At 63.2% G+C, this 26,662-nt stretch carries 30 protein-coding genes; 16 read left to right on the forward strand and 14 right to left on the reverse strand.

From position 1 onward, the window contains the following. Nucleotides 1-67: 67 nt before the first annotated feature. The 4 genes from G9C89_RS03305 to G9C89_RS03320 all read right to left on the reverse strand — a co-directional run bounded on the left by G9C89_RS03305 (nt 68) and on the right by G9C89_RS03320 (nt 2,430). On the reverse strand, nt 68-496 hold the full coding sequence (locus tag G9C89_RS03305; protein WP_172144394.1) for an organic hydroperoxide resistance protein: 429 nt from the start codon (nt 494-496) through the stop codon (nt 68-70). A 229-nt stretch (nt 497-725) separates the two neighbouring features. Then, entirely contained in the window at nt 726-1,175 is a 450-nt protein-coding gene (locus G9C89_RS03310; protein WP_172144396.1) for a MarR family winged helix-turn-helix transcriptional regulator, read from the reverse strand. Nucleotides 1,176-1,349: 174 nt separating this feature from the next. Further along, nucleotides 1,350-1,853, reverse strand: coding sequence for a L,D-transpeptidase family protein (locus tag G9C89_RS03315; protein WP_172144875.1), 504 nt, complete (start codon nt 1,851-1,853; stop codon nt 1,350-1,352). A gap of 19 nt (nt 1,854-1,872) precedes the next feature. After that, nucleotides 1,873-2,430: an NUDIX hydrolase gene (locus G9C89_RS03320; protein ID WP_172144398.1), complete on the reverse strand. Its 558-nt coding sequence runs from the start codon at nt 2,428-2,430 to the stop codon at nt 1,873-1,875. Nucleotides 2,431-2,597: 167 nt separating this feature from the next. On the opposite strand from G9C89_RS03320, the gene G9C89_RS03325 reads away from it, so the two are divergent. Genes G9C89_RS03325 through G9C89_RS03345 form a run of 5 tightly spaced genes read left to right on the forward strand, consistent with a single transcriptional unit; the run spans nt 2,598 to nt 5,915 of the window. Continuing rightward, nucleotides 2,598-3,200 carry a CoA pyrophosphatase gene (locus tag G9C89_RS03325; RefSeq protein ID WP_172144400.1) on the forward strand — a complete coding sequence of 201 codons (603 nt, stop codon included), beginning with the start codon at nt 2,598-2,600 and terminating at the stop codon, nt 3,198-3,200. A 42-nt stretch (nt 3,201-3,242) separates the two neighbouring features. Beyond that, entirely contained in the window at nt 3,243-3,767 is a 525-nt protein-coding gene (locus tag G9C89_RS03330; protein ID WP_172144402.1) for a gamma carbonic anhydrase family protein, read from the forward strand. Then, the gene (locus G9C89_RS03335; RefSeq protein ID WP_372875458.1) at nt 3,767-3,955 is read left to right on the forward strand and encodes a DUF1289 domain-containing protein; all 189 of its coding nucleotides are present in this window, start codon (nt 3,767-3,769) and stop codon (nt 3,953-3,955) included. Before G9C89_RS03330 ends, G9C89_RS03335 begins: the two co-directional genes overlap by 1 nt. A gap of 47 nt (nt 3,956-4,002) precedes the next feature. Further along, nucleotides 4,003-5,184 (forward strand): formate-dependent phosphoribosylglycinamide formyltransferase, encoded by a 1,182-nt coding sequence (purT, locus tag G9C89_RS03340; protein ID WP_172144404.1) that lies wholly within the window; start codon nt 4,003-4,005, stop codon nt 5,182-5,184. Next, nucleotides 5,181-5,915, forward strand: a complete 735-nt coding sequence (locus G9C89_RS03345; RefSeq protein WP_390623751.1) for an SGNH/GDSL hydrolase family protein — start codon at nt 5,181-5,183, stop codon at nt 5,913-5,915. Before purT ends, G9C89_RS03345 begins: the two co-directional genes overlap by 4 nt. Before the next feature lie 116 nt (nt 5,916-6,031). Here G9C89_RS03345 and G9C89_RS03350 read toward each other — a convergent pair whose 3' ends face one another. Both G9C89_RS03350 and G9C89_RS03355 read right to left on the reverse strand, forming a co-directional pair. Continuing rightward, the gene (locus G9C89_RS03350; RefSeq protein ID WP_172144406.1) at nt 6,032-7,321 is read right to left on the reverse strand and encodes an HlyC/CorC family transporter; all 1,290 of its coding nucleotides are present in this window, start codon (nt 7,319-7,321) and stop codon (nt 6,032-6,034) included. A gap of 9 nt (nt 7,322-7,330) precedes the next feature. Further along, the gene (locus tag G9C89_RS03355) at nt 7,331-8,131 is read right to left on the reverse strand and encodes a cytochrome C assembly family protein (RefSeq protein ID WP_172144416.1); all 801 of its coding nucleotides are present in this window, start codon (nt 8,129-8,131) and stop codon (nt 7,331-7,333) included. A gap of 157 nt (nt 8,132-8,288) precedes the next feature. Between G9C89_RS03355 and ffh the strand changes: the two genes are divergently transcribed. The 9 genes from ffh (at nt 8,289) to thrC (ending at nt 16,655) form a co-directional block, all read left to right on the forward strand. Continuing rightward, a complete protein-coding gene (gene ffh / locus G9C89_RS03360) occupies nt 8,289-9,662 on the forward strand; it encodes a signal recognition particle protein (protein ID WP_172144418.1) in 1,374 nt (457 codons plus the stop codon). 199 nt (nt 9,663-9,861) lie between these two features. Beyond that, a complete protein-coding gene (rpsP, locus tag G9C89_RS03365) occupies nt 9,862-10,113 on the forward strand; it encodes a 30S ribosomal protein S16 (RefSeq protein WP_172144420.1) in 252 nt (83 codons plus the stop codon). 8 nt (nt 10,114-10,121) lie between these two features. Then, nucleotides 10,122-10,658 (forward strand): ribosome maturation factor RimM, encoded by a 537-nt coding sequence (rimM, locus tag G9C89_RS03370; protein ID WP_172144422.1) that lies wholly within the window; start codon nt 10,122-10,124, stop codon nt 10,656-10,658. A 5-nt stretch (nt 10,659-10,663) separates the two neighbouring features. After that, a complete protein-coding gene (gene trmD, locus G9C89_RS03375) occupies nt 10,664-11,416 on the forward strand; it encodes a tRNA (guanosine(37)-N1)-methyltransferase TrmD (RefSeq protein ID WP_172144424.1) in 753 nt (250 codons plus the stop codon). A 42-nt stretch (nt 11,417-11,458) separates the two neighbouring features. Then, nucleotides 11,459-11,809: a 50S ribosomal protein L19 gene (rplS, locus tag G9C89_RS03380; protein WP_172144427.1), complete on the forward strand. Its 351-nt coding sequence runs from the start codon at nt 11,459-11,461 to the stop codon at nt 11,807-11,809. Between the two features lie 202 nt (nt 11,810-12,011). After that, on the forward strand, nt 12,012-12,908 hold the full coding sequence (gene xerD / locus G9C89_RS03385) for a site-specific tyrosine recombinase XerD (RefSeq protein WP_172144429.1): 897 nt from the start codon (nt 12,012-12,014) through the stop codon (nt 12,906-12,908). Between the two features lie 92 nt (nt 12,909-13,000). Continuing rightward, nucleotides 13,001-13,726: a thioredoxin fold domain-containing protein gene (locus G9C89_RS03390; RefSeq protein ID WP_172144431.1), complete on the forward strand. Its 726-nt coding sequence runs from the start codon at nt 13,001-13,003 to the stop codon at nt 13,724-13,726. Between the two features lie 119 nt (nt 13,727-13,845). Continuing rightward, on the forward strand, nt 13,846-15,150 hold the full coding sequence (locus G9C89_RS03395) for a homoserine dehydrogenase (RefSeq protein ID WP_172144433.1): 1,305 nt from the start codon (nt 13,846-13,848) through the stop codon (nt 15,148-15,150). Nucleotides 15,151-15,230: 80 nt separating this feature from the next. After that, complete coding sequence (thrC, locus tag G9C89_RS03400; RefSeq protein ID WP_172144435.1) at nt 15,231-16,655, forward strand: threonine synthase; 1,425 nt, start codon at nt 15,231-15,233, stop codon at nt 16,653-16,655. Between the two features lie 82 nt (nt 16,656-16,737). Here thrC and G9C89_RS03405 read toward each other — a convergent pair whose 3' ends face one another. Further along, nucleotides 16,738-17,001: a hypothetical protein gene (locus G9C89_RS03405; RefSeq protein ID WP_172144437.1), complete on the reverse strand. Its 264-nt coding sequence runs from the start codon at nt 16,999-17,001 to the stop codon at nt 16,738-16,740. 20 nt (nt 17,002-17,021) lie between these two features. Next, complete coding sequence (locus G9C89_RS03410) at nt 17,022-18,221, reverse strand: CaiB/BaiF CoA transferase family protein (protein ID WP_172144439.1); 1,200 nt, start codon at nt 18,219-18,221, stop codon at nt 17,022-17,024. A gap of 98 nt (nt 18,222-18,319) precedes the next feature. Between G9C89_RS03410 and G9C89_RS03415 the strand changes: the two genes are divergently transcribed. Together G9C89_RS03415 and recJ are read left to right on the forward strand one after the other, a co-directional pair. Beyond that, a complete protein-coding gene (locus tag G9C89_RS03415) occupies nt 18,320-18,859 on the forward strand; it encodes a YaeQ family protein (RefSeq protein ID WP_172144441.1) in 540 nt (179 codons plus the stop codon). A gap of 91 nt (nt 18,860-18,950) precedes the next feature. Then, entirely contained in the window at nt 18,951-20,663 is a 1,713-nt protein-coding gene (gene recJ, locus G9C89_RS03420) for a single-stranded-DNA-specific exonuclease RecJ (RefSeq protein ID WP_172144443.1), read from the forward strand. 8 nt (nt 20,664-20,671) lie between these two features. Here recJ and G9C89_RS03425 read toward each other — a convergent pair whose 3' ends face one another. The 6 genes from G9C89_RS03425 to G9C89_RS03450 form a co-directional block, all read right to left on the reverse strand. Next, nucleotides 20,672-21,340 carry a transglutaminase-like cysteine peptidase gene (locus G9C89_RS03425; protein ID WP_172144445.1) on the reverse strand — a complete coding sequence of 223 codons (669 nt, stop codon included), beginning with the start codon at nt 21,338-21,340 and terminating at the stop codon, nt 20,672-20,674. Between the two features lie 247 nt (nt 21,341-21,587). Continuing rightward, a complete protein-coding gene (locus G9C89_RS03430; protein ID WP_172144447.1) occupies nt 21,588-22,064 on the reverse strand; it encodes an ester cyclase in 477 nt (158 codons plus the stop codon). Between the two features lie 116 nt (nt 22,065-22,180). Then, entirely contained in the window at nt 22,181-23,605 is a 1,425-nt protein-coding gene (locus G9C89_RS03435; RefSeq protein ID WP_172144449.1) for a gamma-aminobutyraldehyde dehydrogenase, read from the reverse strand. Between the two features lie 66 nt (nt 23,606-23,671). Then, a complete protein-coding gene (locus G9C89_RS03440; RefSeq protein WP_172144451.1) occupies nt 23,672-24,481 on the reverse strand; it encodes an ABC transporter permease in 810 nt (269 codons plus the stop codon). Beyond that, nucleotides 24,471-25,421, reverse strand: a complete 951-nt coding sequence (locus tag G9C89_RS03445; RefSeq protein WP_172144453.1) for an ABC transporter permease — start codon at nt 25,419-25,421, stop codon at nt 24,471-24,473. The genes G9C89_RS03440 and G9C89_RS03445 overlap by 11 nt, the downstream gene beginning before the upstream one ends. Nucleotide 25,422: 1 nt before the next feature. Then, nucleotides 25,423-26,466, reverse strand: a complete 1,044-nt coding sequence (locus G9C89_RS03450) for an ABC transporter ATP-binding protein (RefSeq protein WP_172144455.1) — start codon at nt 26,464-26,466, stop codon at nt 25,423-25,425. Nucleotides 26,467-26,662: the final 196 nt, after the last annotated feature.

Below are 26,662 nucleotides of genomic sequence, written 5' to 3' on the forward strand. Positions count from 1 at the left end.
CTCGTCACAACGCCTTGGCTCAGAATCTCAGGGAACGACTAAACGCATCGACCACTGGATGGGCGTTTCACACAGCGACGTTCAGGCGCACCTCGATGTTGCCGCGGGTGGCGTTGGAGTACGGGCAGACCTGGTGGGCAGCAGCGACCAGTTCATCGGCGGCGGCCTGTTCGAGGCCCGGCAGGCTGACGTCGAGTTCTACTTCCAGGCCGAAACCACCAGGGATCTGGCCGATACCGACCTTGCCGGTGATCGAGGTGTCTGCCGGCAGGGCCAGTTTCTTCTGGCTGGCGACGAATTTCAGCGCACCGATGAAGCAGGCCGAGTAGCCGGCAGCGAACAGCTGTTCCGGGTTGGTCGCTGCGCCGCCCTGGCCGCCCAGTTCGCGCGGGGTGGTCAGTTTCACGTCGAGGATGCCGTCGGAAGAAACGGCGCGGCCGTCACGGCCTCCGGTGGCGGTGGCGGTAGCGGTGTAGAGGGCCTTGATGGGGTGCATGGGGATGTCTCCAGATTAATTTTGCGGTTTAAATGTTTGCGCACTAAGTAAGTGCGTGATCAGAAATTTAGTGCGATTAAGTTTAGCGCGCAAGATATATGTAAGATTAAATAGTTATAGGTATTTGTATGTTCTGGAATAAGCCAGGCTGGGCGCGGATTTCAGGCGGGGGCGGGTCGGGGCAGAGGCAAGGGGGGGCGCCCGACGCTCGGGTGCGCCGGTACCAGGGTCAGATCGACTGTTGTAGCTTGTCGCGCAGGGCCAGCACTTCCTTTTTGAGCGCCATCAGCTCGGCCGTGCTGTGCCCGCTGGCCTCGACTATGCAAGCGGGGAAGCGCTCGGCCTGCTGCTGCAGGGCGCGGCCCCGTTCGGTCAGGTACAGCTCGACCACGCGCTCATCAACGCTGCTGCGGGTGCGCTTGAGCAGGCCTTCGGCTTCCAGGCGCTTGAGCAGTGGCGTCAGCGAGCCGGGGTCGGTCAGCAGACGGGCGCTGATCTCGCCGACGGTGATGCCGTCGCGTTCCCACAGCACCAGCATGGCCAGGTATTGCGGGTAGGTCAGGCCGATACTCTGCAACAGCGGCTTGTAGGCCTTGGTCATCAGCAGGGAGGTCGAATACAGGGCGAAGCACAGCTGGTTGTCCAGCAATAGCGCGGCGCAGGTTTGCGGCTGTGTCATGGGGCGGTCCCGCGATCAGGTGATTGGCACAACAAGTTAGCGCGCAAGATTAGCGTGTGCAAATATTTGCGGACGCGACGCGTACCAGCTGACGGGTGGGGTTGGCCGAAATCCAACGTCGAGTGAACGGTGCAAGCGCCAAGTCATGATCTGCAGGAGAAGGGCGTGCGACCTTCAGGGCCTGATCTCGATCAAGGTGCCGTCCTTGACCAGCTTCCAGATTTCGCGCATGTCGTCGTTTTTCAGGGCGATGCAGCCTTCGGTCCAGTCCAGGGTGTGGAAGAACCACTCCGGATATTCCTCATCCAGCGGCGTGCCGTGAATCATGATCATGCCGCCCGGGGACACGCCTTGTTCGCGGGCGTGGGCCTGGTCGCGGGCATTGGGGTAGGAGATGTGCAGGGACAGTTGGTATTTCTCGCTGGTCCTGCGCCAGTCGATCCAATAGATGCCTTCCGGTGTGCGCAGGTCGCCCTCGCGCCGTTTGGCGCCGTTGGCCTGTTTGCCGAGGGACACGCGGTAGGATTTGAGTGTTTCGCCGCGGCTGATCAGGTGCAGTCGGCGTTCCGATTTGACCACCAGCACCTTGTCGATCGACGGGGCGTTCTGCAAGGGCGTAGCAGTGGCGTGCACATTAGCGGTAAGGGATAGGCAGAGCAGAATGAACAACCAGCGCATCGGAACGGTATCCCAGGGATCAATGAACTTTCTTGTGGTGCGCACGCAAGGCTTCCAGCGGCTCGTTGCGTACCGGGTAGACGTGCTGCTGCCGGTCAGCGAAGTAGCATTCTAAGGTACGCCCGACAGTCGGGAAAGCCAGCTCCGACCAGGGAATCTCGGATTCCTCGAATAGCTGCACCTCGAGGCTCTCTTCGCCGACGGCAAAATTCAGGTCAACCAGTTCGGCGCGGAAGAACAGGTACACCTGATTGATGTGCGGCAGGTCGAACAGGGTATAGAGGCTCAGGTCGCGTACTCGGGCGCAGGCTTCCTCGTGGGTTTCGCGCGCAGCGGCCTGCTCCAGGGTTTCACCGTTCTCCATGAAGCCGGCCGGCAGGGTCCAGTAGCCGCGGCGCGGTTCTATGGCGCGGCGGCACAGCAGTACGCGCTGGCCCCACACCGGCAGGCAGCCCGCGACTATGCGCGGGTTCTGGTAATGAATGGTGTGGCAGTGCTCGCACACATGGCGCAAGCGGTTGTCGCCCGCGGGGATCATCAGGGTTACAGGGCTGCCGCACTGGCTGCAGAACTTCATGGCGAATCCTCTTTGCTGCCCATATCTTGGCGCGCGAGGGGGCTGGGCGGCAAGCGCGATCAGGTGCTGCCTCGGCTATCTGAATGATAGTCGCCAGCGTTGCGGGGCTTGGGCCGAGGGTGGCTTTCGTGCAATCATCGAAACAAGAATAAAGACCGAGAATCTCCATGCTGGACGAACTGCTCCAACGCGTGCGCGGCTATAACCCGCGTCTTCTGGAGACCGACCGCAACTTCCCCGAGGCGGCGGTGCTGGTTCCGCTCACCCGCAACGACCAACCGGAAGTGGTGTTGACCCTGCGCGCCAGCGGCCTGTCCACTCACGGCGGCGAGGTGGCTTTTCCCGGCGGTCGACGGGATCCGGAAGATGCCGATCTGATTCGTACCGCGCTGCGTGAGGCCGAAGAGGAAATCGGCCTGGCGCCGGGACTGGTCGAGGTGGTCGGGCCGCTCAGCACCCTGGTTTCGCGGCACGGCATTCAGGTCACGCCCTACGTCGGGCTGGTGCCGGATTACGTCGAATACCTGGCCAACGATGACGAAATCGCCTCGGTGTTCTCGGTGCCCCTGGAGTTCTTCCGCAGCGATCCGCGCGAGATGACCCATCGCATCGACTACCTCGGGCAGAGCTGGTACGTGCCGAGTTACCGGTATGGCGAATACAAGATCTGGGGGCTTACGGCGATCATGCTGGTGGAGCTGGTCAACCTGGTCTATGACGCCGATATCAAGCTGCACCAGCCGCCTGAACATTTCATCACGCTCCGCTAATTGCGCGAAAGCGCACATCAATCGCGAGACGAGGGTCAATCAATGAAATATCGCCTGGGGCAATCCAGCGTCGACGTCCACCCCGAGAGCTGGGTGGCACCGAATGCCACGCTGGTTGGCAAGGTCAAGCTGGAGCAGGGCGCCAGTGTCTGGTTCGGCGCGGTGTTGCGCGGCGACAACGAGCTGATCCACATCGGCGAGCAGAGCAACGTGCAGGACGGCACCGTGATGCACACCGACATGGGCTCTCCGCTGACGGTCGGCAAGGGCGTGACCATCGGCCATAACGCCATGCTGCATGGGTGCACGGTCGGCGATTACAGCCTGATCGGCATCAATGCGGTGATACTCAACGGTGCGAAAATCGGCAAGTACTGCATCATCGGCGCCAATACCCTGATCGGCGAAGGCAAGGAAATTCCCGACGGTTCGCTGGTGGTCGGTTCGCCGGGCAAGGTGGTGCGCGAGCTGAGCGAGGCGCAGAAGAACATGCTCGAGGCCAGCGCTGCGCACTATGTGCACAACGCCCAGCGTTACGCCCGCGACCTGGTCGAGCAGGACGACTGATGGAGCACGAACGCCCCGTCGCCTCGCCCTGCGTGCAGGTCTGCGCGCTGGACGATGACGACATCTGTATCGGTTGCCAGCGTAACGTTGCCGAAATCACCCGCTGGAGTCGCATGGACAATGCCGAGCGTCGTCAGGTGTTGCTGCTCTGCCATGCGCGGGCGCAAGCCCAGGGTGTACTGCTCTAACTCCGCCGCCTGGTGGCCTTTCATCCCTGTTAGTTCGAGGAATCCTCATGCCCCGTATCGGAACCCCATTGTCGCCGAGTGCGACCCGCGTCTTGCTCTGCGGTGCTGGTGAGCTGGGCAAGGAAGTGGTGATCGAACTGCAACGCCTCGGCGTCGAGGTGATCGCCGTGGATCGCTATGTCAATGCCCCGGCGATGCAGGTGGCGCACCGCAGCCATGTGATCGATATGCTCGATGGTGCGGCGTTGCGTGCGGTGATCGAGTTGGAGCAGCCGCATTACATCGTTCCCGAGATCGAGGCGATTGCCACGGCGACGCTGGTCGAGCTGGAGAGCGAAGGTTTTACCGTGATTCCCAGCGCGCGTGCCGCGCAGTTGACCATGAACCGCGAGGGTATCCGTCGCCTGGCGGCCGAAGAGTTGGGTTTGCCGACCTCGCCTTATCAGTTCGCCGACTCGCTCGAGGCGTGCCGGGTGGCGGTGCAGCAGATCGGCTTTCCCTGTCTGATCAAGCCGATCATGAGTTCCTCGGGCAAGGGCCAGTCACTGCTGAAAACCATCGATGACCTGCCGGCGGCCTGGGAGTATGCCCAGGCGGGTGGTCGCGCCGGCAAGGGGCGGGTCATCGTCGAGGGCTTTATCGATTTCGACTACGAAATTGCCCTACTGACGGTGCGGCATGCCGGCGGCACCAGCTTCTGTGCGCCGGTCGGCCATCGTCAGGTCAAGGGCGACTATCAGGAATCCTGGCAGCCGCAGCCGATGAGCGCGAAGGCCCGGGCCGAGGCCGAACGCATTGCCCTGGCCGTCACGGGCTCGCTGGGCGGTCGCGGTCTGTTTGGCGTCGAATTGTTCGTCAAGGGCGATCGGGTCTGGTTCTGCGAAGTTTCGCCGCGGCCCCACGATACCGGTCTGGTCACCCTGATTTCCCAGGATCTGTCCGAGTTCGCCCTGCATGCGCGGGCCATACTCGGCCTGCCGATTCCGCTTATTCGTCAGCTCGGCCCCTCCGCTTCGGCGGTGCTACTGGTGCAGGGTGATTCGCAGCAGGTCAGTTTTGCCAATCTCGGTGCGGCGCTGGCCGAACCGGACACGGCGCTGCGTTTGTTCGGCAAGCCCGAAGTCAGTGGTCAGCGGCGCATGGGCGTGGCCTTGGCGCGCGATGAGTCGCTGCCGGCGGCGCGGGCCAAGGCCACTCGTGCGGCGCAGGCGGTCAGCGTCGAACTGTGAGTCCTCTGCGCGCCTATGCCTGGTGGCTGACTGTGCTGGCGCTGGCGCCCGTGCTGGTGCCGCTGGCCATGCGCACGCGCAGGCAGGCACTCAGGCTGCCGCCGGCCGAAGGTCCGCAGCGCGGGTTGGCCGGGGCTGACCTGGCGGGCGAGCCATTGCGCTTGCTGGTGGTGGGTGAGTCCACGGTGGTGGGGGTTGGCGTGAGCTGCTTGCGGGCGGCGCTGGTGGGACAGTTGGCCGAGGCGCTGGCCGTTCGGCAAGGCAGGCCGGTGGCCTGGCGTGCCTGTGGTGAGAATGGCATCACCGCCGCGCAGGCCTGTGAGCGGTTGTTGCCGCAGGTGCTGGACGAGCCGTTCGATCTGGTGCTGCTGGTCTTCGGCGTCAACGACACCACCCATCTCACTTCGCTGCAGCACTGGCGCGTTGCGCTAGCCAGCATGGCCGAGGCGTTGGCTCGGCGTGGTGCTCAGGTGGCGTTCAGCGGAGTGCCGCCGCTGCAGCATTTCAGCGCCTTGCCCTGGTTGTTGCGGCGCGTGCTCGGCATGCGTGCCGCCTTGCTGGATGCCAGCCTGCGCCAGCTCGCCGGGCGCCTCGGGGTGGGGCATCATCCACTGAGCTTGGAGTTTTCGGCGGAGTTCCTGGCGCCCGACGGTTATCACCCATCGAGCCTCGGTTACCGGATCTGGGCCGATGGCCTGGCGGATAGTGGCCTGTTTGGTCGGTCCGATTAGTCGATTTTGGCGCCTGAGGCCCGGCTACTGCGTTGCTGCTCCCGGCCATGGCGGACGATGACAGGTCGCAGCAACCTCAGGCATCTGCACTCGAGTTGCCCCGCTGAACGCAGAGGTCACTGGTCTGCTGGTGTTTCGCTCGGCGCCGTGGCGCTGGTCTTCCAGACCCGTACGCTCTTCACCCGATTCTCCGACGATTGCAGGATTTCCAGGCGGTAAGGGCCGATCTTCAGGCATACGGCGCTGTCGGGAATGCTCTCCAGTGCTTCCGTGATCAGGCCGTTGAGGGTCTTGGGGCCGTCACAGGGCAGGTGCCAGCCCAGCGTCTTGTTCACTTCGCGGATGTAGGCGGCGCCATCGATGACCTGAGTGCCATCTTCTTGCGGGTGAATGTCCGGGCTGCGCAGGGTGTTCTGGTTACTGAAGTCGCCGACGATTTCTTCGAGGATGTCTTCCAGGGTGACGATGCCGATCACGTCGCCGTACTCGTCGACGACGATGCCGATCCGGCGTTTCTGTTTCTGGAAGTTGATCAGCTGAGTCGAAAGCGGTGTGTTCTCCGGTACGAAATAGGGTTCGTTGCAGGCGGCGAGCAGGTCTTCCTTGGTCAGCTGGTTGTGACTCATCAGACGCGCGATCTGACGCATGTGCACTATGCCTTCGATCTGGTTGATGTCGTGGCGAAACACCGGCAGGCGCGTGTGGGTCGTGGTGGTGAGCAGGTTGATGATGGTTTCGAGATCGTCTTCCAGATCGATGCCGGTCACTTCGTTGCGCGGGATCATGATGTCGTCGACCGTGACATTCTCCAGGTCGAGGATGCCGAGCAGCATGTTCTGGCGGTTTTTCGGCAGTTCATGGCCGGACTCGCGCACCACGCTGCGCAGTTCCTCTGTGGTCAGGCTGTCGCTGCTTTTACTGGCCGGGTCGACTCCCAGCAGCCTGAGCAGGCCGTTGCTGATCCAGCTCAGCAGTAAGACCAGGGGATAGAACAGTTTGAGCAGCAGCAGCAGCGGCAGGCTGAACGGATAGGCGATCATTTCCGGGCGCAGGGCGGCCAGGGTTTTCGGGGTGATTTCACCGAAAATCAGCAATGCCAGGGTCAGGCCTATGGTGGCGATCGCGATCCCGGCTTCGCCCCAGAGTTGAATCGCCAGTACGGTGGCGATGGACGAGGCGAGGATGTTGACGAAGTTGTTGCCGATCAGAATGGTGCCGAGCAGGCGATCCGGGCGGCTGAGCAGGTCGCTGACCCGCTTGGCGCCGCGGTGCCCTTCCTTGGCCAGATGGCGCAGGCGGTAACGGTTGAGACTGAGGATGCCGGTTTCCGAGCTGGAGAAGAACGCCGAGCAGGCGAGCAGGAAGATCAGCAGGCCAATCAGAAAGCCAGGGTGAGCGTTGTCCACGGAAATGGCCTAGATATGCAGAATGAATTCGCGAACCAGCTTGCTGCCAAAGTACGCCAACATCAGCAGGCAGAAACCGGCCAGGGTCCAGTGGATCGCCTTGTGCCCGCGCCAGCCAAGCTGGTGCCGGCCCCAGAGCAGTACGGCGAAGACGATCCAGGCGAAGCTGGAGAGGATGGTTTTGTGCACAAGGTGCTGTGCGAGCAGGTCATCGATGAAGATCGCGCCGGACAGCAATGACAGCGACAGCAGGATCCAGCCGGCCCAGAGAAAGCCGAACAGCAGGCTTTCCATGGTTTGCAGGGGAGGGAAGTTCTTGATCAGTCCGGATGGGTGCTTGTGCTTGAGCTGATGATCCTGCAGCAACAGCAGCAGCGCCTGGAACACGGCGATGGTCAGCATGCCGTAGGCCATGATCGACAGCAGGATGTGAGCGAGGATGCCCGGCGCTTCGTTGATCGACTGCAGGGTGCCGGACGGCATGAACTGCGCCAGCAATACCGTCAGGCCGCCCAGCGGGAATAGCAGCAGCAGCAGGTTTTCCACCGGAATGCGGATGCAGGCGAGCAGGGTCAATGCGATCACGGCATAGGCAATCAGGCTGGCGGCATTGAAAAAGTCGAGCGCCAGGCCGGATGCCTGACTCATCTGCAAGAACAGACTGGCGCCATGGAAGAGCAGGGCGAGCACGCCGAGTAGCGCCAGCAGGCGTTTGTCGGGCGTGCTGCGCTGGCTGAGGCGCAGGCCCTGATAGAAGGTGGCGCCGGCATAAAGGCTGGCAGCAGCGAGGCTGGGAAGCAGAGGGTGCATAAATCCTTGTTAGGCAAGCCCGAAAGGCGCTGAGTGTGGCATACAACGAGCATTTCACGAAAGACCGCTGACAGTGTCGGCGACTGGGAGTCTCCGATATAATCGCCGGTCTGTTGCAAGCCCACCCTCGGCTCGATAGGGCCCGAAAGGAACGTGCATGTTCGAAAATCTTACCGACCGCCTCTCGCAGACGCTGCGCAATGTCACTGGCAAGGCCAGGCTGACCGAAGACAATATCAAGGACACCTTGCGCGAAGTGCGTATGGCGTTGCTCGAAGCTGACGTCGCGTTGCCGGTGGTCAAGGACTTCGTCAGCAAGGTCAAGGACCGTGCGGTCGGTACCGAGGTGTCGAAAAGCCTGACGCCGGGTCAGGCCTTCGTGAAGATCGTGCGTGCCGAGCTGGAAGCGCTGATGGGTGCGGCCAACGAAGACCTGGTGCTGAATGTCACGCCGCCGGCCGTCGTGCTGATGGCGGGTTTGCAGGGCGCGGGTAAAACCACCACGGTCGGCAAGCTGGCGCGCTTTCTCAAGGAACGCAAGAAGAAGACCGTGCTGGTCGTGTCGGCCGACGTCTACCGTCCGGCAGCGATCAAGCAGCTGGAAACCCTGGCCGCCGATATCGGCGTGACCTTCTTTCCGTCCGATATCAGCCAGAAGCCGGTGGCGATCGCCGAGGCGGCGATCAAGGAAGCCAAGCTCAAATTCATCGATGTGGTGATCGTCGATACCGCCGGTCGTCTGGCCATCGATGCCGAAATGATGGCGGAGATTCAGGAGCTGCACGCCGCGATCAAGCCGGTCGAGACCCTGTTCGTGGTCGATGCGATGACCGGTCAGGATGCCGCCAACACCGCCAAGGCCTTCGGTGATGCATTGCCGCTGACCGGGGTCATCCTGACCAAGGTCGACGGCGATGCCCGCGGGGGTGCCGCTTTGTCGGTGCGGCATGTCACCGGCAAGCCGATCAAGTTCATTGGCATGGGCGAGAAGAGCGATGCGCTGGAGCCGTTCCATCCCGAGCGGATCGCCTCGCGCATCCTCGGCATGGGCGATGTGCTCAGCCTGATCGAGCAGGCCGAGCAGACCCTCGATCGCGAGAAAGCCGACAAGCTGACCAAGAAACTGAAGAAGGGCAAGGGCTTCGATCTCGAAGACTTCCGTGATCAGTTGCAGCAGATGAAGAACATGGGCGGTCTTGGCGGCCTGATGGACAAGTTGCCGCAGATGGGTGGCGTCAACCTGGCGCAGATGGGTAACGCTCAGGGCGCGGCCGAGAAGCAGTTCAAGCAGATGGAGGCCATCATCAATTCGATGACCCCGGGCGAGCGACGCGATCCTGAAATCATCAGCGGTTCGCGCAAGCGCCGCATCGCCATGGGCTCCGGCACTCAGGTGCAGGACATCGGTCGCCTGATCAAGCAGCACAAGCAGATGCAGAAGATGATGAAGAAATTCACGGCCAAGGGCGGCATGGCCAAGATGATGCGTGGCATGGGCGGTATGATGCCGGGCGGTATGCCGAAGATGTAAGCGTGAGTAGCAAGGCTGCAGGCCAGAGTGGTGATTTGAGGCTTGCAGCTCGCAGCCGTTTTTTTTGCAGCGCTTTTCCGGTCCTCGGAAAAAGGCTTTGCAAAAGTAGCGATAATCCTTAGAATATGCGGCCTTTCGGGCCTAGTGCCCTATGCATGCATTTTCTAGTTTGCAGCACCGACTACAGGAAAGAAGTTCAATGGTAACCATCCGTCTTGCCCGTGGCGGCTCCAAAAAGCGCCCGTTCTACCACCTCACCGTGACCAACAGCCGCAATGCGCGCGATGGTCGCTTCGTTGAGCGTATTGGTTTCTTCAACCCGGTTGCTTCGGGTGCCGAAATCAAGCTGTCTGTCGACCAAGAGCGTGCCACTTACTGGCTCGGTCAGGGTGCGCAGCCGTCTGAGCGTGTTGCTCAGCTGCTCAAGGAAGCTGCCAAGGCTGCTGCCTAAGCAACCTTATGAGCATGACGCCAGCTCCCGCCGAGGACTTAGTGGTCCTTGGCAAGATTGTCTCGGTGCATGGCATAAAAGGCGAGGTGAAGGTGTTTTCCTTTACTGATCCTTTGACCAACGTGCTCGATTACCCTCGCTGGACGCTCAGGCGTGACAACGAGGTGAAGCAAGTCGAAGTGGCCAGTGGACGCCTGCAAGGCAAGGTCCTGGTGGCGAGGCTCAAGGGTCTCGATGATCGCGAGGTAGCGCGTACCTTTGCCGGTTTCGAGATTTGTGTGCCGCGCAGCCAGCTGCCTGATCTGAGTGAAGGCGAGTTCTACTGGTATCAGTTGGAAGGTCTCAAGGTTATCGATCAGGCAGGGCAGTTGCTCGGCAAGATCGACCATTTGTTCGAGACCGGCGCCAACGATGTGATTGTGGTCAAACCCTGCACCGACAGCCTGGATGATCGTGAGCGCCTGTTGCCCTATACGGAACAATGCGTGTTGTCGATTGACCTTGGTGCTGGCGAAATGCGGGTCGACTGGGATGCGGACTTCTAAGCCTGATGCCAAATCTGCGCGTTGAAGTCATTACGCTGTTCCCGGAAATGTTTGCCGCAATCAGCGATTACGGCATCACCAGCCGTGCGGTGAAACAGGGCTTGCTGCAACTGACCTGTTGGAACCCGCGGAGCTACACCACGGACCGTCATCACACTGTCGATGATCGGCCCTTCGGTGGTGGTCCGGGCATGGTGATGAAGATCAAGCCGCTTGAGGATGCCTTGCTCGATGCCAGGCAGGCCGCAGGTGTAAAAGCGAAGGTGATCTACCTTTCGCCGCAGGGTCGTCAGCTGACGCAGTCAGCCGTACGCGAACTGGCGAACGAGGAGGCGTTGATCCTCATTGCCGGGCGCTACGAAGGCGTCGATGAGCGTTTCATTGAAACGCATGTCGATGAAGAATGGTCGATCGGGGATTACGTCCTGTCTGGCGGTGAGCTGCCGGCCATGGTGCTGATCGATGCGGTAACGCGCCTTTTGCCTGGTGCATTGGGTCATGCAAGTTCGGCCGAGGAGGATTCCTTTACGGATGGCCTGCTCGACTGCCCGCATTACACGCGTCCGGAGGTGTATGCGGATAAACGTGTTCCTGAGGTGCTGCTCGGCGGCAATCACGAACACATCCGGCGCTGGCGTTTACAGCAGTCCCTCGGTCGGACCTGGGAACGCCGTGTCGATCTTCTGGATAGCCGCTCGCTTTCTGGGGAAGAGAAAAAGCTGCTGGAGGAATACATCCGCCAGCGGGACGATAGTTAATGTATCGATGATCGGCCAGACGGCTGGTCTTAGGAGCGCAGCATGACCAACAAGATCATTCAGCAGATCGAAGCTGAGCAGATGGGCAAAGTAGTCCCTCCGTTCGCCCCGGGTGACACCATTGTCGTCCAGGTTAAAGTGAAGGAAGGCGACCGTGAGCGTCTGCAGGCATTCGAAGGCGTGGTAATCGCCAAGCGTAACCGTGGTCTGAACAGTGCTTTCACTGTTCGCAAGATCTCCAACGGTGTCGGCGTAGAGCGTACTTTCCAGACCTACAGCCCGCTGGTCGACAGCCTGGCCGTCAAGCGTCGCGGTGACGTACGCAAAGCCAAACTGTACTACCTGCGTGACCTGTCCGGTAAGGCAGCACGTATCAAGGAAAAACTGGGCTAAGCCTCAGTTTCCTTATGAAAAGCAGCCTTCGGGCTGCTTTTTGCGTTTCTGGGCAGAGTGAAGCCCGTCCTTGCCGGGCAGGGGTTGGCGCGTGGCGCAGGTGCAGAGTTGTGCTGCATTTTTTCTCGCGTGCGGTAGCCCTGGCCTGCACGGGCAGCGCTGTGGAAAACTAGCGCTGCCCACTTGCACATGGTCCTGTCCGATGCCCGCTATCGACCACCCGCTGATTGACCGTTTTCTCGATGCCCTGTGGCTGGAGAAAGGCTTGTCCGTGCACACGCGGGCGGCCTACCGCAGCGATCTGGCGTTGTTCAATGGTTGGCTGCAGGCACGCGATCTGGAGTTGGCCAGCGCCGGGCGCGAGCTGATACTCGATCATCTGGCCTGGCGCTTGAATGAGGGCTACAAGGCCCGCTCGACGGCGCGGTTGATCTCGGGGTTGCGCGGTTTTTATCGATTTTTGCTGCGTGAAGGGGTGATTGGCGCCGATCCGACCCTGCAGGTCGATTTGCCGCAGCTCGGCAGGTCGTTGCCCAAATCCCTCTCGGAGGCGGATGTAGAGGCGCTGCTGGCGGCGCCGGAACTGGATGATCCGATCGGTCTGCGCGACCGTGCCATGCTCGAGGTGCTGTATGCCTGCGGTCTACGGGTCAGCGAGTTGATCGGCCTGACCCTGGAGCAGGTCAATCTGCGCCAGGGTGTGCTGCGCGTGTTCGGCAAGGGCAGCAAGGAACGCCTGGTGCCACTGGGCGAAGAGGCGATCTTGTGGATCGAGCGCTACAGTAAAGAGGCGCGGCCCTTATTGTTGGGCGGCAAGCCTAGTGATGTGCTGTTTCCCAGCTTGCGCGGCGAGCAAATGACCCGGCAGACCTTCTGGCATCGGATCAAACTGCAGGCCAGAGTCGCGGGTATCGCCAAGAGCCTGTCGCCGCACACGTTGCGTCATGCGTTTGCTACCCATTTGCTCAATCATGGTGCCGATCTGCGAGTGGTGCAGATGCTTTTAGGGCACAGCGATCTGTCGACCACGCAGATTTATACCCATATCGCGCGAGCGCGTTTGCAAGAGTTGCATGCCCAGCACCATCCGCGGGGCTGAGGTGGCCGTCCGGCCTGCCGTGGTCTGCCTTTGCGGGCATCTATGGTAGGCTGTTGCAACCTTTGTTTGTCCGACGCTCGTTAGGAGTATCCATGCGCGTGACCCGCATTTTCGCAGCCGTGGCCCTCGGTCTTGCCAGCAGCTTGAGCCTGGCCGCCGACCCCGATCAGGTGATCCGCAAGAGCCTGCAGTCGATTCAGCCAGACCTGCCAATCGAAGCGATTGCCGAGAGTCAGATGCCCGGTCTGTATCAGATTCAGCTCAAGGGCGGCCGCCAGTTGTATGCCAGTGGCGACGGTCAGTTCCTCCTGCAGGGCTATCTGTTCCAGATCAAGGACGGCAAGGCGGTCAACCTGACCGAACAGCATGAAACCAAAGAGATTGCCAAAGAGATCAACAGCATTCCGGCCAAGGAAATGGTGATCTTCGCGGCGGAGCAGGCCAAGACCCACATCACCGTGTTCACCGACACCGATTGTGGTTACTGCCAGAAACTGCACAGCGAAGTCCCGGAGCTCAATCGCCTGGGCGTCGAGGTGCGCTACGTGGCCTTCCCGCGCCAGGGTTTGCAAAGCCCGGCCTACAAGGAGCTGGTCAGTGTCTGGTGCGCCAAGGATCGCCAGGGGGCCATGAACTTGGCCAAGACGCGCCAGGAGGTACCCGCTGCTGAATGTGACAATCCGGTGGCCAAGCAGTACGCCTTGGGGCAGATGATCGGGGTCAGTGGCACGCCGGCGATCGTCTTGGCAAACGGCAAGCTGATACCCGGTTACCAGCCGGCGCCGCAACTGGCCAAGCTGGCGCTCGGAGCCAAGTGATTGCGGCCCTGGGGCCGATTGACTAATAAACAGCCGCTTCGTAAGGTGCGGCTCTTTTTTCTTTTCTGCGGCCGGAGCTAGCTCCGGCCGTTTTACGCAGTGCAGATGGGGAGTTCAGTGTGAAACCGGTCAAAGTAGGCATCTGTGGGCTAGGTACCGTCGGTGGCGGTACCTTCAACGTGCTCAAGCGCAACGCCGAGGAAATCGCGCGGCGTGCCGGGCGTGATATTGAAGTGGCGCAGATTGCGCTGCGTTCGCAGAACCCGCTGTGCGACATTACCGGTACCCCCATTACCAACGATGTCTTCGCGCTGGTCGACAACCCCGAAATCGATATCGTCATCGAGCTGATCGGCGGCTACACGCTGGCCCGTGACCTGGTGCTCAAGGCCATCGACAACGGCAAGCATGTGGTCACCGCCAACAAGGCGCTGATCGCCGTGCATGGCAATGAGATCTTCGCCCGGGCGCGCGAGAAGGGCGTGATAGTGGCATTCGAGGCGGCGGTGGCGGGTGGTATTCCGGTGATCAAGGCGATCCGCGAGGGGCTGGCCGCCAACCGCATCAACTGGCTGGCCGGGATCATCAACGGCACCGGCAATTTCATTCTCAGCGAAATGCGCGAGAAGGGCCGTGCCTTCGATGACGTGCTCAAGGAAGCCCAGGCCCTGGGCTATGCCGAGGCGGATCCGACGTTCGACGTCGAAGGCATCGATGCGGCGCACAAGCTGACCATCCTCGCCTCCATCGCCTTCGGCATCCCGCTGCAATTCGACAAGGCCTACACCGAAGGCATCACCAAGCTGACCACGGCTGACGTCAACTACGCCGAGGCCCTGGGTTATCGCATCAAGCACCTGGGTGTGGCGCGGCGCACCGACGCCGGTATCGAGTTGCGTGTGCACCCGACCCTGATCCCGGCCGATCGCCTGATCGCCAACGTCAACGGCGTGATGAACGCGGTGATGGTCAATGGCGACGCGGCGGGGTCGACCCTGTATTACGGCGCGGGTGCCGGCATGGAGCCGACCGCGTCCTCGGTCATCGCCGATCTGGTCGATGTGGTGCGCGCCTTGACCACCGACCCGACCAATCGTGTGCCGCACCTGGCCTTCCAGCCGGATTCGCTGTCCGATCACCCGATTCTGCCGATCGCGGCCTGCGAGAGCGCCTACTACCTGCGCATTCAGGCCAAGGATCATCCCGGCGTGCTGGCTCAGGTGGCGAGCATCCTGTCGCAGCGCGGCATCAACATCGAGTCGATCATGCAGAAGGAAGTCGAAGAACACGACGGCCTGGTGCCGATGATTCTGGTGACCCACCGGGTGGTCGAGGCGCGCATCGACGAGGCGCTGGCCGCCCTGGAAGCGCTGGACGATGTCGTCGGCAAAGTCATGCGCATCCGCGTCGAACAGTTGAACTAACCAGCAGCAGGCCGCACGCGCAGCAGGCGCGTGCGGCTTACCGCTTGAAGCTTGCAGCTCAAACCGAAGGTTTGCCAAACATGCGCTATATCAGTACCCGCGGCCAGGCACCGGCCCTGAATTTCGAAGACGTTCTGCTGGCTGGCCTGGCCAGTGATGGCGGTCTCTACGTACCGGAAAACCTGCCACGCTTTACCCAGGAAGAAATTGCCTCCTGGGCCGGCTTGCCCTACCACGAGCTGGCCTTCCGGGTGATGCGTCCGTTCGTTAGCGGCAGCATTCCGGATGCCGATTTCAAGAAGATTCTCGAGGAAACCTACGCGGCCGGCTCAGGTGGCGTGTTCGCCCACAGCGCGGTGGCGCCACTGCGTCAGCTGAACAGCAACGAGTGGGTGCTCGAACTGTTCCACGGCCCGACCCTGGCGTTCAAGGACTTCGCCCTGCAGTTGCTCGGGCGTCTGCTCGACTATGTGCTGGCCAAGCGCAACGAGCGCGTGGTGATCATGGGGGCCACCTCGGGTGACACCGGTTCGGCGGCCATCGAAGGCTGCAAGGCCTGCGACAACGTCGACATCTTCATCCTCCATCCGCACAACCGGGTGTCCGAGGTGCAGCGCCGGCAGATGACCACCATTCTCGGCGAGAACATCCACAACATCGCCGTTGAAGGCAACTTCGACGACTGCCAGGAGATGGTCAAGGACAGCTTCGCCGACCAGAGCTTCCTCAAGGGTACGCGGCTGGTGGCGGTCAACTCGATCAACTGGGCGCGGATCATGGCCCAGATTGTCTACTACTTCCACGCCGCCCTGCAGCTCGGTGGGCCGGCGCGCTCCATCGCCTTCTCGGTGCCGACCGGCAACTTCGGTGACATCTTCGCCGGCTACCTGGCGCGCAACATGGGCCTGCCGATCAGCCAGCTGATCGTCGCGACCAACCGCAACGACATCCTGCACCGCTTCATGAGCGGCAATCAGTACGTCAAGGACACGCTGCACCCGACGCTGTCGCCGTCCATGGACATCATGGTTTCGTCCAACTTCGAGCGTCTGCTGTTCGACCTGCACGGGCGCAACGGCGCCGCCATCGCCGAGCTGATGGCGACCTTCAAGCAGGGCGGCGGCTTCAGCGTCGAGGAAGACCGTTGGACCGAGGCGCGCAAGCTGTTCGATTCGTTGGCAGTCGACGACCAGGCGACCTGCGAAACCATCGCCGAGGTATTCGAGGAATCCGGCGAGCTGCTCGATCCGCACACCGCCATCGGCGTGCGTGCCGCCCGTGAATGCCGGCGCAGCCTGGCCACGCCGATGGTCATCCTGGGAACCGCGCACCCGGTGAAGTTCCCCGAGGCGGTGGAGCAGGCCGGCGTCGGCCAGTCCCCGGCGCTGCCGCCGCACCTGGCTGATCTGTTCGAGCGCGAAGAGCGTTGCACGGTGCTGGCCAATGACCTGAAAACGGTGCAGGGTTTTGTCACCCAGCACGGCAACCGCGGCAAGCCGCTGTAAGGGCGCGCTCGATTGGGCCAAGGCCGGTCACCGCAAGGTGCCGGCCTTTTTCGTGGGTGTGAGAGCTTGGCGCGCTGCTGTCTCAGCCAATCAGCAGCAGGTAGGTCAAGGCCATGAGCACGATCAGGCCCAGCCAGATCAGCGCATTGAGCTTGCTGCGGGCGACTATGCCGGGGCCGCGCAGGCAAATCGGCGGGTTTTCCTCCAGGTAGCGGTTGATCCGTTGTTCGGCTTCTTGCGCGCTTATCCCCTGGCGGGCCTGGAGCAGTTCGATGGCCTCCTCGCGCCTGTCCTGCTGCAAAACCAGCAGCACATCCTCGGGGAGTGCGGGTTCATCGGCACGCATGGCGCTGCTCCTGGTCGGACTCAGATGGCGCCGTTGCGGCGCAGTTCGGCAATCGCCTCACTTGAATAGCCTAGCGCAGCGAGCACCGGCTCGGTGTGTTCGCCCAGTTGCGGGCCGGTCCACTCGACGCCACCCGGGGTGTCCGACAGCTTGGGCACGATGCCGGGCATCTTGAACGGCTTGCCGTCCGGCAGCTTGGCGCTGAGGAGCATCTCGCGGGCGAGGTATTGCGGGTCGCCGAACATGTCCTCGGCGCTGAAGATGCGGCTGGCCGGCACCTCGGCCTGGTTCAGGGTGGCCAGCACTTGCTCCAGCGGCAGCGCGCCAACCCAGCGGTCGATCACCCCATACAGCTCGTCGCGCCGTGCGTCGCGGCCATCGTTGCTGGCCAGGGCCGGGTCATCGGCCAGGTCGTGGCGGTTGATGGCCTGCATGAAGCGCTTGAAGATCGCATCGCCGTTGGCGCCGATCTGGATGTGCCTGCCGTCGCCGCTGGTATGGATCGAGGACGGGGTGATGCCGGGCATGATATTGCCGCTGCGCTCGCGGATGAAGCCGAACACGTCGAACTCCGGCACCATGCTTTCCATCATGGCGAAGATCGCCTCGTACAGCGCCACGTCGACCACCTGACCCTGGCCGCCGTTGACCTCGCGATGGCGCAGCGCCATCAGCGCACCGATCACGCCCCACAGGGCGGCAATCGAATCGCCGATGGAAATCCCGGTGCGCACCGGCGGGCGGTCCTCGAAGCCGGTGATATAGCGCAGCCCGCCCATGGCTTCGCCCACCGCACCGAAGCCCGGCTGATCCTTCATCGGGCCCGTCTGGCCAAAGCCGGACAGGCGCACCATCACCAGTTTCGGGTTGAGTTCGTGCAATACCTCCCAGCCCAGGCCGAGCTTTTCCAGCACCCCGGGGCGGAAGTTCTCGATCAGGATGTCGGCGCCTTCCAGCAGCTTCTTTAGCACCTCAAGCCCTTGCGCATGCTTGAGGTTGAGGGTAATCGAGCGCTTGTTGCGCGCCTGCACGAACCACCACAGCGAGGTGCCTTCGTAGAGCTTGCGCCACTTGCGCAGCGGGTCGCCGCCATCCGGCGATTCGACCTTGATCACCTCGGCACCGAATTCGGCGCAGATGCGCGCAGCGAAGGGGCCGGCGATCAGGCTGCCGAGTTCGATCACTTTGAGGCCGGCGAGGGGTTTGCTGGGCAGGCTCATAAGGCGTCCATCTATCTGGGGATGGTCGCGACTCTAACGTGAGTGGGGTGGCATCGGGTAGACTTGCCAGCTTATTTGCCCAGTCAAGAAGCCCGCCCATGGCCCTGCCGTCCACCACCTACAAAATCGAGCTGAACCTCACCGATATCGATCGCAGCATCTATCAAAACCTGCGCTTTACCGTGGCCAAGCATCCGTCGGAGACTGAAGAGCGCCTGGCCGCGCGACTGATCGCCTATGCGCTGTTCTATGACGAGCAGTTGGCCTTCGGCCGCGGCCTGTCGGATGTCGATGAGCCGGCGCTGTGGGAAAAGAGCCTGGATGGTCGGGTGCTGCATTGGATCGAAGTCGGCCAGCCCGACAGCGATCGCATCACCTGGTGCTCGCGGCGTACCGAGAAGTTCAGCCTGGTGGCCTACGGCAACCTGCGCGTCTGGCAGACCAAGGTGCTCGACCCGGTGCGCAGCCTGAAGAATATCAATGTGGTGGCGCTGGACCAGGAAGCGCTGGCCAGCCTGGCCCTCGACCTGCCGCGCTCGCTGAACTGGAGCGTGATGATCAGCGACGGTGAGTTGTTCGTCACCGACGAGCGTGGTCAGCATGAAGTGCCGATCGAGTGGCTGATCGGCCAGCGCTGAGCCTTTATGCAGGAGCCAGCGTAGGGCGGGTGCAACCCGCCAAGCAAGGAACCCGGCGGGTTGCACCCGCCCTAGACAAAAAAGAATGAACATGCGCATCGAAGCCCGCCCGCTACCCGCCATCCTGCCCGACCTGGGTAATCTGCCGCCGCTGTTGACCCGTCTGTATGCCGCCCGTGGCGTGCAGTCGCTGGTCGAACTGGACAAGGGCCTGGCGCGTTTGCTGCCCTATCAGCAGCTCAAGGGCATCGAGGCGGCGGTCGAGCTGCTGGTGCGGGCCCTGGAGCAAGGCCAGCGCATGCTGATCGTCGGCGACTTCGACGCCGATGGCGCCACCGCCAGCACGGTTGGCATGCTCGGTTTGCGCATGCTTGGCGCGGCCCATGTCGACTACCTGGTACCGAACCGTTTCGAGTATGGCTACGGCCTGACCCCGGAAATCGTCGCGGTGGCGCTGCAGCGCCAGCCGCAGTTGCTGATCACCGTGGACAACGGCATCTCCAGTGTCGAGGGCGTGGCGGCGGCCAAGGCGGCGGGGCTGATGGTGCTGGTCACCGATCACCACTTGCCGGGGGCCGAGCTGCCGGCGGCGGATGCCATCGTCAATCCCAACCAGCAGGGCTGCGGGTTCCCGAGCAAGGCGCTGGCCGGGGTCGGGGTGATTTTCTATGTGCTGCTGGCGCTGCGCGCGCGGCTGCGCGAGCTGAACTGGTTCAGTCCGCAGCGGCCGGAGCCGAACCTGGCCGAGCTGCTCGACCTGGTGGCGCTGGGCAGCGTCGCCGACGTGGTGCCGCTGGACGCCAACAACCGCATTCTGGTCCATCAGGGCCTGGCGCGGATTCGCGCCGGCCGGGCGCGGCCGGGCCTGCGCGCGATTCTCGAGGTGGCCGGGCGGCAGCCGGAACGCATCACCTCCACCGACCTGGGCTTTATCCTCGGCCCGCGCCTGAATGCGGCCGGGCGTCTGGACGACATGAGCCTGGGTATCGAATGCCTGCTTTGCGAAGACCAGGCCCTGGCCCGCGACATGGCGGTGGAGCTGGATCAGCTCAACCAGGACCGCAAGGCCATCGAGCAGGGCATGCAGCGCGAGGCATTGGCCCAGCTCAAGGATCTGCCGCTGGAAGACATGCCGTTCGGTCTGTGCCTGTTCGAGGCGGATTGGCACCAGGGCGTCATCGGCATTCTCGCCTCGCGCATGAAGGAGCGTTACCACCGACCGACCATCGCCTTTGCCGATGCCGGCGACGGCGTGCTCAAAGGGTCGGCGCGTTCGGTGCCGGGCTTTCATATCCGTGATGCGCTGGATGCCGTCGCGGCTCGGCATCCGCAGCTGATCAGCAAGTTCGGCGGGCATGCCATGGCGGCGGGGCTGTCGCTGCCCGAAGCCAACTTCGGTGCCTTTGCCGCCGCCTTCGATGCCGAGGTGCGGCGCCAGCTTTGCGAAGACGACCTGACCGGGCGCTTGCTCTCCGATGGCGCCCTGTCGGTCGAAGAGTTTCACCTGCCCCTGGCCAAGGAGCTGCGCAATGCCGGCCCCTGGGGTCAGCACTTCCCCGAGCCGTTGTTCCATGGGCTGTTCCAGGTGGTGCAGCAGCGCCTGGTCGGCGACAAGCACCTCAAGCTGGTGTTGAAGACCGAGTGCGGCGGGCAGACCCTGGACGGCATCGCCTTCAATATCGACCGCGAGATCTGGCCCAATCCCACCGTGCGCTGGGTCGAGCTGGCCTACAAGCTGGACGTCAACGAGTACCGCGGTCGGGAAAGCGTGCAATTGATGGTGGCGCACCTGGCGCCACGCTGAGGTGTCGCTCAGCCCTGGTTGGCCTGCTGGCGCCGCTCATCGGCGAGGACGCGCTCGCTGACATCGCTCCAGCGCGAGAGCAGTTGCGGCGATTGTGCGGATTTCTGCTGCGGCGCTTTGGCCAGGAAGATCCCGTGGTTGTTGAAGGCATACACCGGCAGCAGGTCGCGGCGTTCCGTGGCCGGCTTGATCCGCGGCTCGAGGTTGTCGAGGATCAGCGGCTGTTCCGTCTGGCTCGGGTAGTAGGCCAGGACCATGTGCGCCTGATTGAGCGACAGGGCCTTGACGAAGGTCAGGCGCAGCTTCTCGCTGGGGACGCCCATCTGCACCAGGCTGAAATACTTGCCGATGGCGAAGTCTTCGCAATCGCCGCGGCCGCGCGATAGCGTCTCCAGCGGCGTCGCCCAGTAATCGTCCACGCCCCAGATCTGGCGATCCGTGCCGTAGCTCACCGAGCGATTGATGAAGTCGTTGGCCGCCTGCAGTTTGCTGCGCTCGTCCAGGCTGCCGCTCTGCTCGATCAGGCCGCGCCAGCTGGTCAGGCGGGCTTGCTCGATGGCCTGCCCCAGGGAACTCTCGGGCCGCAGTTGGGCATTGCCGGGGGTGCAGGCCATGGCCAGCAGGATGGCCAGGGTCGCGGTCAGGATGGGGTTGCGGGCGGCTGCAGGTCGGGACATTGTCGGGGCTGTCTGCGCTGGACGATTGAGCCTTCCATAGCCTGACTCGAGTTCTACTCGGATTGACGCCATCCTACCGACGTCAATTAGTAAGCGCATAGAGGCGGGGTGTGATGCAAAACACTATTTGTGGATTTTCCCCCGAGTAACCGACCAACTGCATGGCGCTGGTGACGGGCCCCTGTTGCGGGGGCAGGATGCGGCTGTGCACATGGCGCCGCCGGTTCGAACCGGCGGTGCGCAGGCCTTACCACCCCAGCTGCTTGTTGAAGCCGAGGGCGTCGTAGTAGTCGCCCTGGTAGGCGATCTTGCCGTCCTTGATGCGGATGAAACTGACCCCTTCGAAGCTCAATGGCTTGCCGGTGGCCGGGGTGTCCGGGCCCCAGGCGCCGCTGTTGGTGCCGCTGAACGTCCACTGGAAGGCGATGCCGTCGGGGCCGACGATCGGTGCGCTGGTCATCTTCCAGGTCAGGTCCGGCACCGCGGTGATGAACACCCTGATCACATTGTCGCGCGCCGCCGCCTTGCCATTCTGCGGGGTGCCGACGGTGGCGTCGAAGTACACCGCGTCCTCGGCCAGGAAGGTCGCGGCCTGCTCGGCGTCATGGGCGTTCCAGGCGGCCATGTAACCGTCGACGATGGCCTTGGCGTCGTCTGCGGCCTGAACCAGCCCGGCGGCGGCGAACAGCATGAACAAACTGATACTGCGCAGTGCGGTTTTCATTCTGATTGCTCCTGATGCGGGTTGTTGTTCGTAGGAGCCAGCTTGCTGGCGATCATCGCTGTGGATCGCCAGCAAGGACTAGGCGTCCCCTGGCTCCTACGTTTAGAACGTAACGCTCAATGCTTAAACATCACGTGGCGCACGGCGGTGTAGTCCTCCAGCCCATACATCGACAGGTCCTTGCCGTAGCCGGACAGCTTGAGGCCGCCGTGGGGCATTTCGCTGACCAGCATGAAGTGGGTGTTGACCCAGGTGCAGCCGTACTGCAGGCGTGCGGCGAGGCGGTGGGCACGGCCGACGTCGCTGGTCCACACCGAGGAGGCCAGGCCGTAGTCGGAGTCGTTGGCCCAGGCCAGCGCCTGGGCTTCGTCGTCGAACGGGGTGACCGAGACCACCGGGCCGAACACTTCGCGGCGGACGATCTCGTCGCTTTGCCGGGCGCCGGCCAGCACCGTGGGCAGGAAGAAGAAGCCGTCACCGGCAGGCGCCTTGCCGCCGGTGACCACTTCGATATGCGCCTGGGCGCTGGCCCGCTCGACGAAACCGGCCACGCGCTGGCGGTGCTCGGCGGTGATCAGCGGGCCCAGCTCGGTGCTGGCGTCGCCCTGGGTGCCGTGCTTGATCGAGCCGACGGCGGCGCCCAACTCGGCGACGAACTTCTCGTAGATGCCTTTCTGCGCATAGATGCGGCAGGCGGCGGTGCAGTCCTGGCCGGCGTTATAGAAGCCGAAGGTGCGGATGCCTTCCACCGCCGCGGCGATGTCGGCGTCGTCGAAGATCAGCACCGGCGCCTTGCCGCCCAGCTCCATGTGCAGGCGCTTCACCGAGGCGGCGCTGCTGGCGATGATGTTCGAGCCGGTGGCCACCGAGCCGGTCAGCGACACCATGCGCACCTTGGGGTGCCTCACCAGCGGGCTGCCGACGCTGGCGCCGCGGCCGAAGACGATATTGACCACCCCGGCGGGGAACAGCTCGGCGAGGAACTCGGCCAGCTTCAGCGCGGTCAGCGGGGTCTGCTCGGACGGCTTGAGCACCACGGTGTTGCCGGCGGCCAGGGCCGGGGCGAGCTTCCAGGCGGCCATCATCAGCGGGTAGTTCCAGGGCGCGATCGAGGCCACCACGCCGATCGGATCGCGGCGAATCATCGAGGTGTGGCCCGCCAGGTACTCGCCGGCAGCGCTGCCGCTCAGGCAACGGCTGGCGCCGGCGAAGAAGCGGAACACATCGGCGATGGCCGGGATCTCATCGTTGAGTGCGGCGGCGTAGGGTTTGCCGCAGTTGTCCGACTCCAGCTTGGCCAACTCCTCGGCATGCGCCTCGATCTTGTCGGCCAGGCGCAGCAGCAACAGCGCACGGTCTTTCGGCGCGGTCTGCGACCAGCCGGCGAAGGCGGCGTCGGCGGCGCGCACGGCCGCGTCGACCTGCTCGGCGCTGGCCTCGTTGATATGCAGCAGCGGCGCGCCTAGGGCCGGATTGAGGACTGCCAGGCTGGCACCTTCACCGGCGACCAGTTGGCCATTGATCAGCAGTTTGCTTTGCATTGCGAAATCCTCTGGTTAGGCTTTCCACGAAAATTATTTGGGCTGCCCAGGTACACAAGCCCTGAGCTATTTGCCGCCGCTGCCGGCCACGCTTTCACCGCCCCTGGTCAGGTAATAGGCGCCGAGGATCGGCAGCATGGTCACCAGCATCACCAGCATCGCCACCACGTTGGTCACCGGCACGTCGCGCGGCCGACTCAACTGGTTGAGCAGCCACAGCGGCAGGGTGCGTTCGTGACCGGCGGTGAAGGTGGTGACGATGATCTCGTCGAACGACAGGGCGAACGCCAGCATGCCGCCGGCCAGCAGGGCCGAGCCGAGGTTGGGCAGGATGATGTAGCGGAAGGTCTGCCAGCCGTCGGCGCCGAGGTCCATCGAGGCTTCGATCAGGCTGTACGAGGTGCGCCGGAAGCGCGCGATCACGTTGTTGTAGACGATCACCACGCAGAAGGTCGCGTGGCCGACGACGATGGTGAACATGCCCGGCTCGATGCCCAGGGTCTTGAACGCGGCGAGCAGGGCCAGGCCGGTCACGATGCCGGGCAGGGCGATCGGCAGGATCAGCATCAGCGAGATGCCTTCCTTGCCGAAGAAGTCGCGGCGGTACAGTGCGGCGGCCGCCAGGGTGCCGAGGAGCATGGCGATGGCAGTGGCCAGGCAGGCGACCTGCGCCGACAGGGTGATCGCTTCGAGCACGTCCGGGCGCGCCAGGGCCACGCTGAACCAGTTCAGGGTGAAGCCCCGCGGCGGAAAGCTGAAGCCCGCGCTCTCGGTGTTGAAGGCGTAGATGAAGATGATCAGGATCGGGAAGTGGAGGAACACCAGTCCGCCCCAGGCCGCCAGCTTCAGGCCCCAGGATGAAGAGTCAGAGTGCATCGAAGGCCCCCAGGCGTTTGACGATGGACAGGTAGATGGCGATCAGCACGATCGGCACCAGGGTGAAGGCGGCGGCCATTGGCATATTGCCGACTGCGCCCTGCTGCACATAGACCATGCTGCCGATGAAGAAGCCGGGCGGGCCGATCAGCTGCGGCACGATGAAATCGCCCAGGGTCAGGCTGAAGGTGAAGATCGAGCCGGCAGCGATGCCCGGAATCGACAGCGGCAGGATCACCTGGACGAAGGTCTGCCAGGGGCGCGCGCCAAGGTCGGCCGAGGCCTGCAGCAATGAGGGCGGCAGACGCTCCAGGGCGGCCTGGATCGGCAGGATCATGAACGGCAGCCAGATGTAGACGAACACCAGGAAGCGCCCCAGGTGCGAGGTCGACAGGGTGCTGCCACCGACTCCGGGGATGCTCAGGATGAAGTGCAGCACTGGCGCCAGGCCGAGCTGGTCGACGAACCACTGGGCCACCCCGCCCTTGGCCAGCAGCAGGGTCCAGGCGTAGGTCTTGACGATGTAGCTGGCCCACATCGGCAGCATCACCGCGATGTAGAAGAACGCCTTGGTCTTGCCCGTGGTGTGACGCGCCATGTAATAGGCGATGGGAAAGGCCAGCAGGGCGCTGGCCAGCGATACGGCGATGGCCATGCTCAGGGTGCGCAGGATGATGTCGTAGTTGGCCGGCAGGAACAGCGCCGCCAGGTTGTCCAGGGTCAGCTGCGGGGTCACCGTCATGCTGTAATCGTCGAAGGTATAGAAACCTTGCCAGAGCAGGGTCAGCAGCGAGCCGAAATAGATCACACCGAACCACAGCAGCGGGGGGATCAGCAGCAGCGCCAGGTACAGGTTCGGCTTGCGGTACAGCAGGTTGGACAGGCGGTGCAGCGGGCCATGGGCTGGCCGCGGTGCGCGGGCCTTCAGCGACGCCTCCATCTCAGCGACCCTCGCCGGGGATCGCATCCTGCAACGCAATCATGGCCGCCCGCGCCCAGCGTGCGGTGACTGGCTGGCCGGGCTGGTAAAGCGGCGCGCCGGCCTGCCACTGATCGTTGGCCTGGCTGATGCTGAGGTTCTGGCCGTTTTCCAGCTGGATTTCATAGCGGGTGGCGGCGCCCTGGTACTGGATGTCGTGGAGCAGGCCGCAGACTTCCACTTCGCCGCTGGCGGCCGCCTGAGCGTCGGCGAAGCGGATGTGCTCGGGGCGGATCGAGAAGGGCAGGGCCTGGCCGGTGAGCCGTTTGGCCAGCTCGCCGCGCAGTACGTTGGAGGTGCCGACGAACTCGGCGACGAACGCGGTGGCCGGTTTCATATAGAGATTGCGCGGGCTGTCGACCTGCTCGATGCGGCCCTTGTTGAACACCGCCACCCGGTCGGACATCGACAGCGCCTCGGTCTGGTCGTGGGTGACGAAAATGAAGGTGATGCCGAGCTGACGTTGCAGCTTCTTCAGTTCGCCCTGCATCTGTTCACGCAGCTTGAGGTCGAGCGCGCCGAGTGGTTCATCCAGCAGCAGCACCCGCGGTCGGTTGACCAGGGCGCGGGCCAGGGCCACGCGCTGGCGCTGGCCGCCGGACAGTTGCGCCGGTTTGCGGGCGCCGTAGCCGTCCAGGGCGACCAGGGCCAGGGTCTCTTCGGCACGGGCATAGCGCTCGCTCTTGCCCACGCCCTTGACCTTGAGGCCATAGGCGACGTTGTCCAGCACGTTCATGTGGGGGAACAGCGCGTAGTCCTGGAACACCGTGTTGACGTCGCGCTGATAGGGCGCCAGGCCGACGGCCTCCTGGCCATGAATGCGGATGCTGCCGGCGCTGGGCTGCTCGAAACCGGCGATCAGGCGCAGGCAGGTGGTTTTGCCCGAGCCCGAGGGGCCGAGCATGGAGAAGAACTCGCCATCCTGGATGTCGATGGACACCCGGTCGACGGCCTTGACCTCGCCGAACACGCGCGACACACCGGTAAATTGCACTGCAAGGGTCATCTCAAAAACTCCAGGAGGAAAACCATTCCGCCCCCGTCCTGGGGGTTGCCGACACGAGGTAAGGGCGTCGACGGTGGATGTACAACAGTGAAAACTATGGGTTCGCGGCGTGAGTCGGATTGCGCCGCTCGACGCTCATCGCGAGGGGGCTGTAGGAGCCAGCTTGCTGGCGATGCTTTTGATTCGCCCGCAAGAG

This window comes from Pseudomonas tumuqii (genome assembly GCF_013184545.1).
Taxonomy (GTDB): domain Bacteria; phylum Pseudomonadota; class Gammaproteobacteria; order Pseudomonadales; family Pseudomonadaceae; genus Aquipseudomonas; species Aquipseudomonas tumuqii.